The 17,735-nt window shown below is 38.1% G+C and carries 14 protein-coding genes; 4 read left to right on the plus strand and 10 right to left on the minus strand.

Annotated elements, in window-relative coordinates; all coding sequences use genetic code 11:
- Positions 1-31: 31 nt before the first annotated feature.
- Positions 32-1,483, minus strand: coding sequence for an APC family permease (locus tag N824_RS21690; protein ID WP_048907219.1), 1,452 nt, complete (start codon positions 1,481-1,483; stop codon positions 32-34).
- 442 nt (positions 1,484-1,925) lie between these two features.
- Here N824_RS21690 and N824_RS21695 point away from each other — a divergent pair, with 442 nt between their 5' ends.
- The 3 genes from N824_RS21695 to N824_RS21705 all read left to right on the plus strand — a co-directional run bounded on the left by N824_RS21695 (position 1,926) and on the right by N824_RS21705 (position 6,781).
- Positions 1,926-4,292, plus strand: a complete 2,367-nt coding sequence (locus N824_RS21695; protein ID WP_235207234.1) for a sodium-translocating pyrophosphatase — start codon at positions 1,926-1,928, stop codon at positions 4,290-4,292.
- A 132-nt stretch (positions 4,293-4,424) separates the two neighbouring features.
- On the plus strand, positions 4,425-6,122 hold the full coding sequence (locus tag N824_RS21700) for an amino acid permease (RefSeq protein WP_048907220.1): 1,698 nt from the start codon (positions 4,425-4,427) through the stop codon (positions 6,120-6,122).
- 89 nt (positions 6,123-6,211) lie between these two features.
- Entirely contained in the window at positions 6,212-6,781 is a 570-nt protein-coding gene (locus tag N824_RS21705) for a MarC family protein (RefSeq protein ID WP_048907221.1), read from the plus strand.
- Between the two features lie 159 nt (positions 6,782-6,940).
- On the opposite strand, the gene N824_RS21710 is transcribed toward N824_RS21705, so the two are convergent.
- The 5 genes from N824_RS21710 to N824_RS21730 all read right to left on the minus strand — a co-directional run bounded on the left by N824_RS21710 (position 6,941) and on the right by N824_RS21730 (position 12,809).
- Positions 6,941-8,104 carry an RNA methyltransferase gene (locus N824_RS21710; protein WP_048907222.1) on the minus strand — a complete coding sequence of 388 codons (1,164 nt, stop codon included), beginning with the start codon at positions 8,102-8,104 and terminating at the stop codon, positions 6,941-6,943.
- Entirely contained in the window at positions 8,101-9,333 is a 1,233-nt protein-coding gene (locus N824_RS21715) for an ABC transporter substrate-binding protein (RefSeq protein WP_048907223.1), read from the minus strand. The genes N824_RS21710 and N824_RS21715 overlap by 4 nt, the downstream gene beginning before the upstream one ends.
- A complete protein-coding gene (gene guaA / locus N824_RS21720; RefSeq protein WP_048907224.1) occupies positions 9,290-10,819 on the minus strand; it encodes a glutamine-hydrolyzing GMP synthase in 1,530 nt (509 codons plus the stop codon). Before guaA ends, N824_RS21715 begins: the two co-directional genes overlap by 44 nt.
- Positions 10,820-10,827: 8 nt before the next feature.
- The gene (locus N824_RS21725; RefSeq protein WP_235207235.1) at positions 10,828-11,277 is read right to left on the minus strand and encodes a dCMP deaminase family protein; all 450 of its coding nucleotides are present in this window, start codon (positions 11,275-11,277) and stop codon (positions 10,828-10,830) included.
- 98 nt (positions 11,278-11,375) lie between these two features.
- Positions 11,376-12,809, minus strand: coding sequence for an MFS transporter (locus tag N824_RS21730; RefSeq protein WP_048907225.1), 1,434 nt, complete (start codon positions 12,807-12,809; stop codon positions 11,376-11,378).
- Between the two features lie 167 nt (positions 12,810-12,976).
- Between N824_RS21730 and N824_RS21735 the strand changes: the two genes are divergently transcribed.
- On the plus strand, positions 12,977-13,603 hold the full coding sequence (locus tag N824_RS21735; protein WP_048907226.1) for a LysE family translocator: 627 nt from the start codon (positions 12,977-12,979) through the stop codon (positions 13,601-13,603).
- A 69-nt stretch (positions 13,604-13,672) separates the two neighbouring features.
- On the opposite strand, the gene N824_RS21740 is transcribed toward N824_RS21735, so the two are convergent.
- The 4 genes from N824_RS21740 to N824_RS21755 all read right to left on the minus strand — a co-directional run bounded on the left by N824_RS21740 (position 13,673) and on the right by N824_RS21755 (position 17,733).
- Positions 13,673-15,574 carry a class II glutamine amidotransferase gene (locus N824_RS21740; protein ID WP_048907227.1) on the minus strand — a complete coding sequence of 634 codons (1,902 nt, stop codon included), beginning with the start codon at positions 15,572-15,574 and terminating at the stop codon, positions 13,673-13,675.
- Between the two features lie 75 nt (positions 15,575-15,649).
- On the minus strand, positions 15,650-16,489 hold the full coding sequence (gene murI / locus N824_RS21745) for a glutamate racemase (protein WP_048907228.1): 840 nt from the start codon (positions 16,487-16,489) through the stop codon (positions 15,650-15,652).
- A 106-nt stretch (positions 16,490-16,595) separates the two neighbouring features.
- Positions 16,596-17,159 (minus strand): OmpH family outer membrane protein, encoded by a 564-nt coding sequence (locus N824_RS21750; RefSeq protein WP_048907229.1) that lies wholly within the window; start codon positions 17,157-17,159, stop codon positions 16,596-16,598.
- A gap of 43 nt (positions 17,160-17,202) precedes the next feature.
- Positions 17,203-17,733, minus strand: coding sequence for an OmpH family outer membrane protein (locus N824_RS21755; RefSeq protein ID WP_048907276.1), 531 nt, complete (start codon positions 17,731-17,733; stop codon positions 17,203-17,205).
- Positions 17,734-17,735 lie beyond the last annotated feature (2 nt).

Consider the following 17,735-nt stretch of genomic DNA (forward strand, 5'->3'; position numbering starts at 1 on the left):
TGGGGGACTATCTTTAATAGTCCCCATTTTTTTACGCAGTTGTTTCAACTTTTTTAGTCAGGTAATAAACAGGTATCCCTATCAGCATAATTAATACACCCCATCCGCAAGTATCTGTTTTGTAGATTAAAAGTGCAACACTAAGTGCTGATGCTACTATGATATATAACATTGGCAGAACCGGATAACCAAAAGCCCGGTATGGACGCTCTGCATCAGGCATTTTTCTTCTTAAAATGAATATTCCATAGATGGTAAGGATATAGAATATCAAAACAATGATCACTACAAAATCCAGAAGAGCTCCATATCTACCCGTTAAACACAACACAGAAGCCCATGCTCCCTGTACCCATAAAGCCCAGCCTGGTACATCTGCTTTATTTAAAGTGGCCGCCTTTTTAAAGAACAACCCATCCTTTGCCATTGTGTAGTATACCCTAGCCCCCGCCATAATCAAACCATTATTACAGGCAAACGTAGAGATCATAATCATTACAGCAATAATTATAGTACCTGCTTGTCCAAAAATATACTGTGCTGCAACTACTGCTACCCTATCAGATTTTGCTGTGGTAATCTGGTCGAGAGGCAATACCGCAACATACATCAGATTAGCAAGAATATAAATTATGCTTACAATTAAAGTTCCCAGGAACAAACTTAGACCAACATTGCGCTGAGGATTTTTAATCTCTCCGGCAATGAAGGTAACCCCTGCCCATGCATCACTTGAAAACAATGAACCAACCATTGCTGCCGAAATTCCCGATAGTAGCAAGCTTCCGCTAATAGGCGCCCAGGTCATTGTTTCTAAACTAAAAGAACGTGTTTCCCATGCATTTGCCCAGTTTGCATCCCAAACCTCAGCTTTTGCCGCAAGGGTAAATCCGAAAATGATTAAGCCAAAAAGTGATAGGATTTTTATAATTGTTAAAACAGTTTGCAGGATTTTACTATCCTTAACGCCACGACTATTTACAAACGTCAGAAAAACGATGGTCACAATAGAGACCAACTGAGCTGCACTGATTGCGTAATGCTCCGGAATACCTTTGTCGCTAACTCCTGTTTGAATTTGCCATAGGATATTATTTTCACTAAAAGGTTCATAGAGGTAGGCAGCAAACTTAGAAAACGCGACCCCTACAGCCGCAATAGTACCTGTTTGTATTACTGCAAACAGACTCCATCCATATAAAAATGCAATCAGTTTATTGTAAGCCTCCTTTAAATAAACATATTGTCCCCCAGCTTTTGGAAACATTGCACTTAACTCTCCGTAACTAACTGCGGCAATAATGGTAATTATTGCGGTAACCACCCAGATGAGAATAAGCCAACCGGCAGAACCGACTTGTCGGGCTATATCAGCACTTACAATAAATATACCCGACCCAATCATTGAGCCTACAACGAGCATGGTACCATCTAACAGTCCTAGTTCTCTTTTAAAAGAACCGTCTTGATTTTCTTTATCCATATGGTTTGTTTGGTTGGTTTTAGCATAAATCCAATACAAGAGCTTTATAAGTTATGTATCAACTGCCCTGCTAATATATTAAAAATACAGAACGTTCGCACATTCTTCATACCTCCTTCACACTTTGTGAAGAATGTATGTAGAATGTGCGAATTATGTGAGGACTTCATCTTTCTCACTAATAAACCCGATTAAAAGCAACCAATGGCATAAATTCACGGTTCATAAAAAAGGTTAGTAATCAATTCATTAAAAATTTGGTAATTTCAGAAACACGCTTATTTTTGTAAAGCCCGGTCTTGCCAATTAAATGACTTAAGTGCTTTAAGGTAATGGCGAAAAAGGGCAATCTGCCAGCTACAAACAAATGGCTTTGGCCTTTTTGGAGGCAGCTAAAGTCGACAACTAACAACCAAAAATAAACTAAACAAGAGATCAAAGTATGGAGTTTTTACAGAACAATTTAATCTATTTTATTCCCGCACTGGGGTTAATTGGCATCATCGTGATGGCAATTAAAAGTGCATGGGTAAACAAACAGGATGCAGGGGATAAAAACATGCAGGAACTGGCCGGCTATATTGCTGATGGTGCAATGGCCTTTTTAAAAGCTGAATGGAAAGTACTTAGCATTTTTGTTGTGTTTACGGCTGCATTACTAGCTTATTCAGGAACGGTACATGAAGTTAACGGGGTACAATTACACTCCAGCTGGATCATATCTATTGCTTTTATTATTGGGGCTGTTTTTTCTGCAACCGCAGGATACATTGGCATGAAAGCAGCAACAAAAGCGAATGTTCGTACTACACAGGCTGCGAGAACTAGCTTAAAACAAGCGCTAAAGGTTTCTTTTACCGGCGGCACGGTAATGGGATTGGGTGTAGCAGGTTTAGCTATTTTAGGTTTAGGCGGCTTATTTATTGTTTTTCTTAACATTTTTAATGTTGTTCAACCAAACAGCACAGAATTAAAAACAGCAATAGAGGTACTAACCGGGTTTTCATTAGGAGCTGAATCTATTGCGCTTTTTGCACGTGTGGGCGGTGGTATTTACACCAAAGCTGCCGATGTTGGTGCCGACTTAGTTGGTAAAGTTGAAGCTGGAATTCCGGAAGATGATGTGCGTAACCCGGCAACCATTGCAGATAATGTTGGCGACAATGTTGGTGATGTGGCCGGTATGGGAGCAGATTTATTCGGATCTTATGTGGCAACCATACTAGCCACAATGGTATTAGGCCAGGAAATTGTTGCAGCAGATAATTTTGGAGGTATGTCTCCGATACTATTGCCAATGGTGATCTGCGGATTGGGGATCCTGTTTTCAATAGTAGGAACCTGGTTTGTGCGCATCAAGGGTGAGGATTCTAATGTACAAACAGCATTGAACCTGGGCAACTGGGGTTCAATTATAATTACTGCCATTGCATCTTATTTCATTGTGATGTGGATGCTGCCTTCAAACCTGCATTTGCGCGGTGTTGATTTTACGAGCATTGATGTATTTTTTGCAATCATAGTAGGTCTGGTTGTGGGTACTTTAATGAGTATCATAACTGAATATTATACTGCGATGGGAAAAGGTCCCGTTAATTCAATTATCCAGCAATCTGGCACAGGCCATGCAACAAACATTATCGGTGGTTTATCGGTAGGTATGAAATCTACTGTTGCTCCTATCCTGGTTTTAGCAGGGGGTATCATTTTCTCTTATGCTTTTGCAGGACTATACGGTGTAGCAATTGCCGCTGCAGGTATGATGGCTACTACAGCAATGCAGTTAGCGATTGATGCATTCGGTCCTATTGCTGATAATGCAGGTGGTATTGCTGAAATGAGTCAACTACCACCTGAAGTACGTGAACGTACTGACAATCTGGACGCCGTTGGTAATACAACTGCAGCCACCGGGAAAGGATTTGCAATTGCTTCGGCCGCATTAACTTCTCTAGCTTTATTTGCGGCATTTGTTGGTGTAGCGGGTATATCTGCCATCGACATCTATAAAGCCCCTGTTTTGGCTGGGCTATTTGTAGGTGCGATGATTCCTTTTATATTTTCTGCATTATGTATTGCAGCGGTTGGTAAGGCCGCAATGGATATGGTACAGGAAGTTCGTCGCCAGTTTCGCGAAATTCCAGGAATTATGGAATACAAAGCAAAGCCAGAATACGAAAAATGCGTTGCCATTTCAACCAAGGCTTCGATCCGCGAAATGATGTTGCCAGGTGCTATCGCACTTTTAGTTCCAATTATAGTGGGTTTTGGTTTCAAAGGTGTTTTCCCATCGGTAAGTTCTGCTGAAATATTAGGTGGTCTCTTGGCCGGTGTTACGGTATCAGGGGTGCTTATGGGAATTTTTCAGAGTAATGCCGGCGGTGCCTGGGATAATGCTAAAAAATCATTTGAAAAAGGTGTAGAGATCAATGGCGAGATGCATTACAAAAAATCTGAGCCTCATAAAGCATCTGTTACAGGCGATACTGTTGGTGATCCTTTTAAAGATACTTCGGGTCCATCAATGAACATCCTTATTAAACTAATGTCTATTGTTTCTTTGGTTATTGCTCCATATATAGCTGTTAGTCCGGGCGACAATACCGCCTCAAATACAGAAATCACGAATTCAATTCCGGTTTCCGCTAAAATGTCGACATTAACACAAGAAATAGCTAAAAACGTAAAATCTTTACCTGAGGAAAGACCTAAAAGCATTCAATTAGCTCAACATAAAGTGAGCAATACCTTAAAAACAGAGGGGAAACAGCTAACAAGATCGATTGACAACGCAAAAGCTCAACCTTAAACTTCATTAGGATAAAAATAAAAGGGATTTCGTAAAAGAATCCCTTTTATTTTTAGATATATTTTATTTAGGTTTGGCACTTATAATATAAACTAGACGAGTTATAGATACACTTTAACTAAACTTTAAACTATGAATTTTAGAAAGTCAATTGACTTACTTACACAAGAAGCTGCTGAAAGTGGTGAAGGAACCTTGAAACGGACCCTTGGCCCCGTCAATTTGGTGGCTTTGGGTATTGGTGCAATTATCGGTGCCGGACTGTTTTCCATAACCGGATCTGCCGCTGCCAATAATGCAGGACCAGCTATTACCATCTCATTTGTTATTGCAGCTCTGGGTTGTGCTTTTGCAGGCTTATGTTATGCTGAATTTGCTTCAATGATCCCCGTAGCAGGTAGTGCTTATACCTATTCTTATGCTACAATGGGTGAATTTATAGCCTGGATAATCGGATGGGATCTGGTATTGGAATATGCTTTAGGTGCTGCAACGGTATCGATTAGCTGGAGTAGGTATCTGGTCAAGTTTCTGGCGTATTACGATGTCCATCTGCCCGCGCAGGTAACCATGTCGCCTTTTGAAACGGCAACTCTTTTAGATGGCACCGTAGTTTCGGGTATGTTTAATTTACCTGCCGTATTTATTATCGTCTTAATGTCCTTTGTATTGATCAGAGGAACCAGCGAATCCGCATTTATTAATGGGCTTATTGTAGCAATTAAGGTTGTAATTGTATTCATTTTTATCCTTTTAGGATGGAAATATATTAACGCAGACAACTATTCGCCTTATTTTATCCCTGCTGATAAACCAGGTCACGAAAGTATGTTTACACACGGATGGGGAGGTGTGATACGAGCGGCCGGAATTGTTTTCTTTGCCTATATAGGTTTTGACGCAGTTTCTACAGCTGCGCAGGAGGCAAAAAATCCTAAGAAAGATATGCCTATTGGTATCCTTGTTTCCTTGTTCATTTGTACAATTCTATATATTCTTTTTGCACACGTAATGACTGGGGTAGCTAATTTTGACATGTTTAAAGGTCAGGATGGTATAGCTCCTGTTGCTGTTGCTATTGACAATATGGGTGTTAAAAATGCAGCAGGAATTGTTGTTCCATCTTATCCATGGTTAAATAAATTAATTATCCTTGCCATTTTGGGTGGTTACGCCTCAGTTATCCTAGTGATGCTATTAGGCCAATCGAGGGTATTCTTCTCGATGAGTAAAGATGGTTTATTACCAAAGGTGTTCTCGAAAGTTCATCCTAAATATAGTACTCCTGCAAAAAGCAACTTATTATTTATGTTTTTTGTAAGCTTATTCGCAGCATTTGTTCCAGCCACTGTAGTGGGCGAGATGACAAGCATAGGTACTCTTTTGGCATTTATTCTTGTTTGCATAGGAATAGTTATCCTAAGAAATAGAATGCCTGATTTGCCTCGCGCATTTAAAGTGCCTTTGGTACCACTTATTCCAATATTGGGTGTAGCGGTTTGCTTAGGCATGATGGTGTTCCTACCTCTTGATACATGGGTTCGTTTATTAGTGTGGATGATAATTGGTATTAACGTGTACCTGTTCTATGGTATGAAAAACAGTTTATTATCTGATAATTTGCAAGCTACATTAGCGAAAAGCACTAAAACAGTTTCTTACGTAGGTTTTGGCCTTGCCATATTGTTGATTATAGTCGCGTTAATTCACCACAATATTACTGACGGTAAAGACACAGGATTATACTACTTCTCTTTAGTGTTTGCAGTTGTACATATGGTTTTATATTTATATCGTGCTTCAACATCTAGTCGAGTTCAACCAAAGTAATCAAGCATAATTAGCAATAAAAAAGCCACTCAGTTTGAGTGGCTTTTTTATTGCTAATTAATTTACCTTTGTACCATAAATTAACTGCTATGGAATTCAATTTTCGACAAATTCTATCCACTTCAATGGTGCTATTCGCTATCATTGATATTCTGGGAGCTATACCTGTAGTAATTGAGCTTAGAAAGAAAGCCGGACACATTCAATCTGAGAAGGCGGCTATAGTTGCAACCGTACTCATGGTTATCTTTTTGTTTGCAGGTGAAACCTTATTAAAGGTTATTGGACTGGATGTTGAATCATTTGCCATTGCGGGCTCATTTGTGATCTTCTTTATTGCCATGGAAATGGTACTTGGTCTAACCATTTTTAAAGAAGGTGATGCCCCTGAAACGGTATCAATTGTGCCTCTCGCATTTCCATTAATAGCAGGGGCAGGAACCATGACTACTTTACTTTCCTTAAAAACTGAATATGCAACTCAAAACATCATTATTGGCATCATCATCAATATGCTGTTTGTTTACTTCGTGTTAAAAAATACAGAACGTTTAGAGAAGCTTTTTGGTAAATCCGGCTTAAATGTTTTAAGAAAAGCTTTTGGAATTATTCTTCTTGCTATTGCCATCAAATTATTCAGAAACAATACCGGCCTGTAACAAAAGTGTTTTTTGATGGTCTAAAATAAAAAAGGCTATGAACAGCTTCGAGCAATTCACGTTGATTATTGGTGTGCTGGCCATATTGTTTGAGACCATAAGTCACATTAAGAGTAAGATTAAACAGTGGTTTGGTACCCATGGGCACTAAAAGGGTGACTATTTTTTATTAAAGCGAGCAATGAACATGGTATCTGCTTTATCCTTATAGCCTTTAATCACTTCCATTTTTTCGAGCTGTAGAGGTAGGTTTTCGACTATCCACGCCACAACATCTTCATTTTCCTGTTTAAATACAGAACAGGTGATGTATACCAAAGGCTTTCCTATTTTCAGATATTTAACAACATTACCTGCGATTGCGGTTTGAAGTTTCGAAAAGTAACTGATTTTATGAGCGTCAAAATAATAAAGCATTTCTGGAGTACGCCCCCAGGTACCCGATCCAGAACAAGGTGCATCCAGAATAATCCCGTCAAATTCATAATGATGGAGATCCTGATCGTTGTTCTGAAGCAGATCTAATACTTTTTTCTGGTATTTTTTCAATCCCGCTTCACGGAAACGCTCTTCCAGATTGTTTAAGCTATTTTCTCTTACGTCGCTAACCAATAACTGCACACTAGGCTCAAGATCGTGCAGAAGCAGGGATTTACCTCCTGATGCGGCACAACAGTCCCACCAGTAATCCCAGGTCTGAGGTTCAAAAAAATCTCCTGTTTTTTGTGAGGATAAATCCTGTACCTGATAATACTGCTGTGAGGGAACAATTTTTTCCAGCTTAGTTCCATTTGGCAAAGCCAAAGTAGTTTTACTAATTTCTTCAACAGCTACTTCAGCTTCTTTTAAAGTCCTAATAAGTTGATTTATATAGCTAGGCCTAACTCGTAAAAATAAATCGGGCTGTATAAAAAATGACTCGTAAAAGTCTTGCTTTTCAATATCCTTACTTAGGTTTTCATTGAAGATGAATACCTCAGAAAGTTTAAAGGAAGGATATTCATCTGATATTAAAGCTATTTTTTCTTGAACGGAAAGGTTTATCTGCTCCTTAAACTGAGACAACTTAGTTTCAATTACCAGACTTAGCGTTTGATTGCAAAGGAAGTCGGAAACAGCCAAACGAAGTATGGTATCTTCTTTTATCAGTGCTTTACCTAATCTGAAAAAACTATAAATGTATCTGGTAGCCCAACGCCGGTCGGACGATCCCATTTGCTTATGTTGCTTAAAATAAGTAAACAAGAAACGATGTAGCGGTTGTGTGCCATCATAACTTTTAAAGACCTGTTCAAATGCCCTGATCTGGTGCTCTACCTTCATTCAATAAGATTTAAAGAAAAATCCTGGTAACGTAACAACATTAAACTGGTATTAATATAACCTAATTTTTCGTCATGAAAGAATGAAAAACTATTATGTAGGCCTTTATACTTTTCCTCTGTAATGTATTTCAGATAATCTTTTCCGTGTTTAGAAATAAGCTGAGCGAAATAAAAACCAATATCGAACCCCTTAAATGAATATTCACCAGGTTCAAAGCTATACGCAGCCCTATATTTCTTGATAAATGAAATCACATGGTTATTCTTATAGTCGACCTTATAAGATGACGTTACCGCAGTATTAAGTGCCTGAAGCTTATCAATATTATAATTTTGTTTTATCCAGTCAGGATGACCATACAAATCTATATCCAAGCCGGCATTTTTTAATTTCACTAGCTTATCAAGGGTTGGTATTACAAACTTTCTATCTGGAGAAGTTACAATAATGACGTATTTTTTATTCTTTATCAGGTTTAGCTCCATAGTAAAAACGGAAGCAAATTCCTGAAAGATGAACTTTTTCTTGCCGGTTTCAAAATACGCTTTTACAGGTGCTGACAGTAATTTACTGCCTGCGTCTTTTGAATCTATAAGCACTAAGACTGTATTTTCGGGATTGTAATGTTTAGTAATATAAAGCCCTAATTTTTCTACATGTAAGTCTATATTATTTACAATAGAGATCAAATTTGGGTTATTAAATTCCTGTGGATGTGTTGCCGCGAGTGGATTAACAACAGGAATACCTTGCGCTATGGAGTAATCTTTAATGTATTTTAATCCTGCAGGATAAACCGGTCCAACAATTAGATTACTGTTGCTTAATCCTCCGTTTTTAATCAATCCTTCAATTTGACTGTTATTGTCGCGAGAATCATAAACATTCAATTTGAAATTGAGGCCTTGTTCTGCTGCGGAATCTATACCAAGCTTAAAGCCCTGATAAAAATCGATAGCCATAGCTGATTTCTCGACTTCGGCTTTGGTAGCAGTTTTAAGTCTTAAATCATTTAATCTGAACGGAACAAGCAGAGAAATCTCAGCCTGCGTAAATTTAGACGCAGGCTTTTCTTTTTTCTCTTCTACCTTTTTAGGAACATCAGGCTTTTTATTAGTGGTCTTTTGAATTTTAGGTGAACATGCAGCTAAAAAAAGTCCAATAAAAGCTATTACCCAATATTTACTCCCACTCAATTGTAGCTGGTGGTTTTGAGCTGATATCATATACGACGCGATTAATTCCTTTTACTTTGTTAATTATTTCGTTAGAAATTTTTGCGAGTACGTTATATGGCAGGTGGCACCAATCGGCAGTCATACCATCAACTGATTCAACTGCACGAAGGCAAATTACGTTTTCGTAAGTACGCTCATCGCCCATTACACCAACAGATTGAACCGGAAGGAATATGGCTCCTGCCTGCCAAACTTTATCGTAAAGGCCGGCTTCTTTTAAGTTATCAATATAGATAGCATCTGCTTCTTGTAGAATAGCCACCTTCTCTGCAGTTACTTCACCAAGAATTCTGATGGCCAATCCGGGGCCAGGGAAAGGGTGACGACCAATAATAAAGTGTTCAAGACCCAATGACCTACCCACTCTTCTTACCTCGTCCTTAAATAATGTATTAAGAGGTTCTACTACCTTTAATTTCATGAAATCAGGTAATCCACCAACATTATGGTGCGATTTGATTGTAGCTGATGGTCCTTTAACAGATACAGATTCAATAACATCAGGGTAAATAGTTCCTTGTGCTAACCATTTCACATCCTGAACTTCATGTGCTTCATCATCAAATACCTCTATGAATACGCGTCCTATTGCCTTACGCTTTAATTCAGGGTCTTTAACTTTTGCAAGCTGGCTAAGGAAACGTTCTTTAGCATCAACTCCTTTTATGTTTAAGCCAAGGTGTTTGTACTGTTCTAAAACTGATTCGTACTCTCCTTTGCGCAACAAACCATTATCTACAAAGATGCAGTGTAGGTTTTTGCCAATTGCTTTATGCAATAAGATTGCTGCAACGCTTGAATCAACACCACCTGAAAGAGCAAGAACAACTTTATCGTTACCTAATTTAGCCTGAAGCTCAGCAATTGTGGTCTCAACAAATGCATCTGGGGTCCACTCTTGCTTACATCCGCAGATGTCTACAAGGAAGTTTTCTAACAATTGTTTGCCGTCAGTACTATGTGTTACCTCTGGGTGAAATTGGATTGCATAAGTTTCTGAATCTTTAACCTGATAAGCGGCAACTTTTACACTATCTGTACTGGCTATAAGTTCCGCATTTGCAGGCATTGCAGTAATGGTATCACCATGTGACATCCACACTTGTGAACCTGTACTTATATTTTTAAATAACTTATTATTATCTGCTACAAAATTTAAGTTGGCTCTACCATACTCACGTGTTGATGAAGCCTTAACCTCTCCACCTGTGTGCTGGGCAATATACTGAGCACCATAGCAAACTGCTAAAACAGGATAATGTTTATGGAATTTTTCAAGATCTATTTGAGGTGCGTCTTCCTGACGAACTGAGTATGGACTACCTGAAAATATGATGCCTTTAACGTCAGATGAGATTTCAGGAATATGATTGAAGGGATGAATTTCGCAATAAACATTTAACTCGCGTACCCTACGGGCAATTAATTGTGTGTATTGGGAACCAAAATCGAGAATTATGATTTTTTCTAGCATGGCCAAAGTTAAGAATATTTAATTACCTCCACACCAAATCTTCGCAGAAAATCAACACCTTCATCACTTGCCAAACCCTTGTACTCTGCATAGGAATCTTTATAGTAAACTAATTTAATACCTGACGACAATATTAACCTGGCGCAAGCGATGCATGGCGATAGGGTGGTATATAAAGTTGACCCTGATATTTTAGAACCATTTTTTACTGCGTACAATATAGCATTCTCTTCTGCATGTAATGCAAGTGAACAACTGCCGCGCGAATCTCTGTCGCACCCTGTTTCCGGCCACTCTTCATCACAGTTATGTGTCCCCGAAGGCGGTCCGTTGTAACCGATAGAGATAATTCGGGTGTCTTTTGTTAATACAGCTCCTACCTGAGCACGCACACAATGTGAGCGGGCCGACAGATCGGTAGCCAAATTCATAAATATATCTTTAAATCCTTTCTTCATCTGATGCGTTTTAATTCAAAAAACAGGCTGGCAAATATAGGGTAAAAAAAAACTTCCCTCCTTTAAGCAAAGAGGGAAGTTTTTATCCGAGGGTTATTTTAGTGACCTCCGGCTATCTTTTTATCGAAATCAATTCCTTGCTTTCTAAGTATACCACTTACTTTCCAGGCATAATACGCCAGATAAGCAAAGCATAGTACACCTACTATATAACTGTATTGGATACCGGTAAACTCAGATACATATCCTTGTACCCAACTAATAATTCCTCCACCCATGATCATCATGATTAAGAAGCTACTTCCCTGACTTGTGTTTTTACCTAAACCACTAACTGCCAATGTAAAGATACATGGCCACAATGTACTGCAGAATAGACCTACGCTTGTAAGTGCATAAACACTTACCATACCTTTTGTAAACATACCTATCAAGAGTGCACTAATACCGATGATCGAGAATATCAGCAACATTCTGGCTGGATTTCCTTTACTCGCCATATCAGCAATGATCAATACTAAGATAATTAGACCATAAACATAAAACGGAGCTAAATCATGGTGAAATATGGCATTAACACCTAAGAAGATTCCAAAAGCTAAATATGGAGCAACAAATCTTAATATTTTTTGTGTACTCACATTGTCTGTGAAAGCCTCTACCGCTCCAGTCCATCTACCAATCATCATACTAGCCCAGTATAAAGACACATATGGTGCAATATCCTTAATTGCAAAGCCCAGATCCTTTTCCATGTAAGCAGGCAGGTTACTTGCAGTAGATACCTCAACGCCTACATAAACAAATATGGCAATCATACCCAATACCAACTGAGGGTACTTTAAAGCAGAACCCTTATGGCTTGGATCATCAATTACGGACTCAACCAAGGTTGGTCTATCTGGCAAAGAAGACAGCTTTAAAAATATAGCAACTGCAATAAACGCAACTCCCAAAATTAAATATGGTATTTTAACGCTCTCAATACTTACGTCTTCACTTGCCGTTGACAATGAACCAAAAATGGCAAAACTAACAATTAGGGGTCCTATTGTTGTACCGAAGTTATTAATACCACCTGCTAAAGTTAAACGTTGCGACCCCGTTTTAATGGGCCCCAATGCAATTGCTAACGGATTTGCAACTGTCTGTTGCAATGAAAATCCTAATGCCACTATAAACAAGCCTGATAACATCAAGGGGAATGAGCCCAGATTTGCAGCCGGATAAAACAACAATGTTCCAATGGCAGAAATAACCAAACCTAAAGCTAATGAATTCTTGTATCCTAGCTTATTTACAAGATCCTGCTTCATTAAAACTGAAATGGCATTATAAATTAGTGCTCCAACCGTATAGGCGATATAAAATGCAAGTGATACCCATTGGCTTTGGCTTTGAGTTAAGTCAAATGCTTTTTTAAATACCGGTATTAATATGTCATTACTGGCAGCTACAAAGCCCCAAAAAAAGAATACTGTGACTAAGGGAATAAATTGCCCCCACTTGGTTTGAGAATTTTCTGAACTCATTTTAAACTTGGTTTTTTAGAACGCTAAACATAAATAAAAAAAACTATAAGCTAAAGTGTAATGTTTACACATTGCAGGGCCTTACATTTCTGCACGAAAACAAGTAAAAAAATAAGGTCACTTTATGTTTAAAATCGCATATTAGCGTATTATATATGTTTAGCTGAATGTTTGAAGCAATATTACAAGGGATAGGTGCGGGGATTTTATTTTCGTTTTTAACGGGTCCCGTATTTTTTTCCATGATAAAAACCAGCATAGAAAAGGGCTTTAAAGCTGGGTTCTCTTTAGCTATAGGTGTAGTTTTCAGCGACATAATCTTCATCTCGCTTACCATATTCAGTTCCCAATTTGTTGACTATAATTCTGAATACAATCAATATATTGGTATTATTGGCGGATTATTCCTTTTTGGAATTGGCCTCTACTATCTTTTCAATAAAGTAAAAGTAAGCTACGACATTTCAGAAACTGTAAAAATCAAAAAAAGAGGTTACATATTAAAAGGCTTTTTAATGTGCCTCTTATCTCCCTCTACTTTGATGTTCTGGATTATGGTTGGGGGTATTATTTCGGTGCAACTTCACTATGACATGGCCGAAAAGGTGGTATTCTTTGTAATTGCGATGACAACACAACTATCAGTGGATTGTGTTAAAACTTATTATGCCGCCAAATTAAGATACCGGATTAAGGAAAAAAGCATTCAGAACCTCAATAAAATAGCGGGGGCAGTGATCTTAATATTTGCAATCAGATTGTTTATTCAGGTGTTTATAAAATATCACATGTAAATAAAGGCAATAAAAAAGTCCCGTTAGTGTAAAATGTAACGGGACTTTTTATATCTTCTAATTGCGCTTCTAGTAAGCTCTTTGATTGTTTCCCTCTTTCCAGTTCACAAAGGCTTTATTAACAACCCTATTTCCTCCTGGAGTTGGGTAATTACCCGAGAAGTACCAATCGCCGGTATGATTTGGACAAGCCACATGTAAATTATCTAATGTCTGATAAATCACCTCTACTTCTGCGTTAATATTGTCCGGAGTAATGATCTTCGTGATTTGTGCAGAGATTTCCTCTTGTTTAAATGGTCTGTAAATGTCTTTTACATGGTTTACAATTTCCTCTTTGGGTAGTAACAATGAAGCTTTACATTTTTGGTATACCTCTTCAATGATATGCTCCATTCCACGAGCTTTCAAAAGTTGAATTGCTGCTTCAAAAGCAACAAACTGTCCCATCTTCGACATATCAATACCATAGCAGTCAGGATACCGTATTTGAGGTGCTGATGAAACGATAATGATCTTTTTAGGGTGCAGTCTATCAATAATTTTGATGATACTCTGCTTAAGAGTTGTACCTCTGACAATTGAATCATCAACCGCCACTAAAGTATCTGTATGATTTTTTATTACACCGTATGTGGTATCGTAAACATGGGCTACCATATCACCTCGGTCTGCATCCTGGGTAATAAATGTTCTTAACTTAACATCTTTAATTGCTAATTTCTCTACCCTTGGCGACATGGACAATAACTCATCCAATTGTTCGTCATTCAAGGAATCTTTGCGATGCAATAAAGTATCTTTTTGTACAGTTCTGATGTAACTATGTAGCCCTTCAACCATTCCATAAAATGAAACTTCGGCAGTATTAGGGATAAAAGAAAATACTGTGTTTTTTAAATCCGATTTTACAGCACTAAGTATTTGCTTACAAAGCAATGCTCCTAAATGCTTTCTTTCTTTATAAATCTCGGCATCACTACCTCTAGAAAAGTATATACGTTCAAAAGAGCATGCTCTTTTTTCTTCAGGTTCTCTAAAAATCTCTTGAGTTACAGAGCCGTTTTTCTTAACAATTAGTGCATGACCCGGTTCAATTTCTTTAACGTCTTTGAATGGGATATTAAATGCGGTTTGAATTGCCGGTCTCTCTGAAGCGGCTACAACAATTTCATCATCCTGGTAATAATAGGCCGGGCGGATACCTGAAGGATCACGAAGAATAAATGCATCTCCATTTCCAACAATACCAGAGATTGCATAACCACCATCCCAGTTTTTTGCAGAGCGTTTTAAGATTTTTGCAATATCTAAATTCTCTGAAATCTTATGAGTGATCTGAACATTATCAAGCCCTTCTTTTTTGTACTCATCAAAAAGTTCCTGATTTTCATCATCAAGGAAATGGCCCATTTTCTCTAAAACGGTAACTGTATCAGCTTGTTCTTTTGGATGCTGACCAAGCTCATAAAGTTGTTCCAGTAATTCATCTACATTGGTCATGTTAAAATTACCGGCAATAACAAGATTACGGGTCATCCAGTTGTTCTGACGTAAAAATGGATGGCAATTTTCTATGCTATTTTTACCGTGTGTACCATAACGTAAATGTCCCAGTAAAACTTCTCCAATAAAACTTACATTATTTTTTAGCCACTCAGCATCCTGCATCAATTCAGGAGTTTCGTTTTGAATGTCAACAAATTTGTTCTGAACGTAACCAAAGATATCCGCAACAGCGTTTTGTGCCATTGAGCGGTACCTGCTAATGTAGCGATGACCTGGTTTTACGTCTAGTTTAATTGTTGCAATCCCTGCTCCATCCTGCCCACGGTTGTGCTGCTTCTCCATTAAAAGGTAAAGCTTATTAAGTCCGTAAAGTGCAGTCCCGTATTTTTGCTGGTAGTATGAGAGAGGTTTTAAAAGGCGAATAAAGGCTATTCCGCATTCATGTTTTATCGAGTCACTCATTATGTGTTATTTGAGCGGCAAATTTACCGTTAATAATAATTAGAACCTAGAAAGAAATACAATCTTTCAGTCAGATTATAATGACTGGGTTTTCAGGCTTATGCGGTGCGAAATAACGTCGAATCCAAAAAAAATAGAGGCATGTCTGTTGAATACCTTCTCGTCGCCGGAGGTGAAAAATGATTTGGCACCCTCTGTTGCAATCTTTGACTCGATCTCAGGATGATTTTCCAGATACCACACCAGGCTGTCTGCTACAATATCACCCTGACCCAATAAATTTACGTTCGCTGGAAGCTTCTCTTTTATTTTAGGAATAAGCAAGGGATAATGTGTACAGGCTAAAAGAATACAATCTATTTTGCGATCCTTCGCCAGCAATTCATTAATGTATTTTTCTACAAAATAGTCAGCCCCACCATCCAAATGCTCGTTGTTCTCCACTAATGGCACCCACATTGGGCAACTTTGTTGAAGAACCTTTACTTCAGGAAAAAACTTATTAATCTCCATCAGATAAGACTCGGAATTGATAGTTCCGCGGGTCCCCATGACTCCGATAGTTTTCGACGAAGTAAACTCTCCTACTATTTCTGCCGTTGGTCTGATTACTCCAAGAACTCTGTTATTAGGATATTTAAAAGGCAATACATTCTGCTGTATTGAGCGAAGAGCCTTTGCTGAGGCCGTGTTGCATGCCAGGATGACCAATTGGCATCCTTGGGCAAATAACCATTCCACACATTCTAAGGTATACTGATACACGGTATCAAACGAGTGATCTCCATAAGGTGAACGTGCATTGTCACCAAAATAGATATAGTTGTATTGAGGTAGTTTTTGGGCTATTGATTTAAAAACTGTTAAACCACCATAACCTGAGTCGAAAACACCAATGGAATGCTTAGTATTCATTGCAAAAAAAACGGGATTGAGTTTTATCACTCAATCCCGCAATTTAAATATTTTTTCCTCGACTAACTGTCTTCTTTCGAATGTTGTGACAGTGGTTTGATTTTCACTATTTTTTAGGAGCAGGAGTTGTTGCAGTCGCAGCAATACCTAACTTAGTTTTAACAAGAGGTGTAATGTCTTCCCCACCATCCCAGTAAACTAATCCCTGGTTTGCAGTATCAAATACATAAGTGTAGCCTTTCTCTTTTGAGACTGCTTTGATTGCAGCATCAGCTTTTACCTGAATAGGGTTAAACAGCTCTGCATTTTTTGCTTCTAATTCCTGCTGAGCTTTTGTTCTTGCATCTGTGATACGTTTCTCTAAATCCTGCAATTCAATACCTGCTGTTTGTAGTTCTTTACCAACAGTTTCTTTGTTTGCTTCGCTCATCGTTTTTTCTTTATCCTGAGCAGCTTTAAGTTTAATCTGGTATTCAGAAATCATTTTATCAATATCAGCAGTTTTCGTTTTTTGAAAGGCCTCCAATGTGGTTCTGGCAGTTTTAACTTCAGGCATTGCTTCAATAATAGCTGCTGAATTCAAGTGTGCCAATTTTTGTTGTGCATTTGCGATGTTGACAGTGAACAATAAGCCAGCTGTTACAAAAAATGCGTTCATTAACTTTCTCATCTTTATTTTTCTTAATAATTGTTTTTAATTTATCTATTTGTGTTTATTTCAGCATCGTTCCAGGTTTGAAACCCAATCTTACAATAACGTCGTTACTTACATCATAAGTACTACTTGCATATATCATCATTGTGGCTTCACTGCTCTTATCAAATATGAAATCAAGGAGCTTAACTTTCGCTATCTCAGAAATGGCTTTCGTAACCTTATCCTGAATTGGATTTAACAATTTTGAACGGGTCTGAAAAAGATCTCCCTCAGGACCAAATATCTTGCGTTGAAAATCTTTAGCCGCTTTTTCCTTTTCAATGATTTCATTCTCTCTTCTTTTGCGCATGTCTTCAGTTAACAATACCTGATCTGCCTGATAAGCCTTATACATCTTATCTATTTCGGTAAAATTAGCATCAACCTTCTCTTGCCATTGCTGAGACAGCACATTCATTTGATCTAGCGCAGATTTATACTCAGGTAAATGTTTAAGTATATATTCAGTATCTACGTAAGCAAACTTTTGTGCAAATGCTCCAAACCCGGTAAAGAGCAAAAAGCATATTAAAAAGTATTTTTTCATTT

It is taken from the genome of Pedobacter sp. V48 (assembly GCF_000523515.1).
In the GTDB taxonomy this organism is placed as follows: domain Bacteria; phylum Bacteroidota; class Bacteroidia; order Sphingobacteriales; family Sphingobacteriaceae; genus Pedobacter.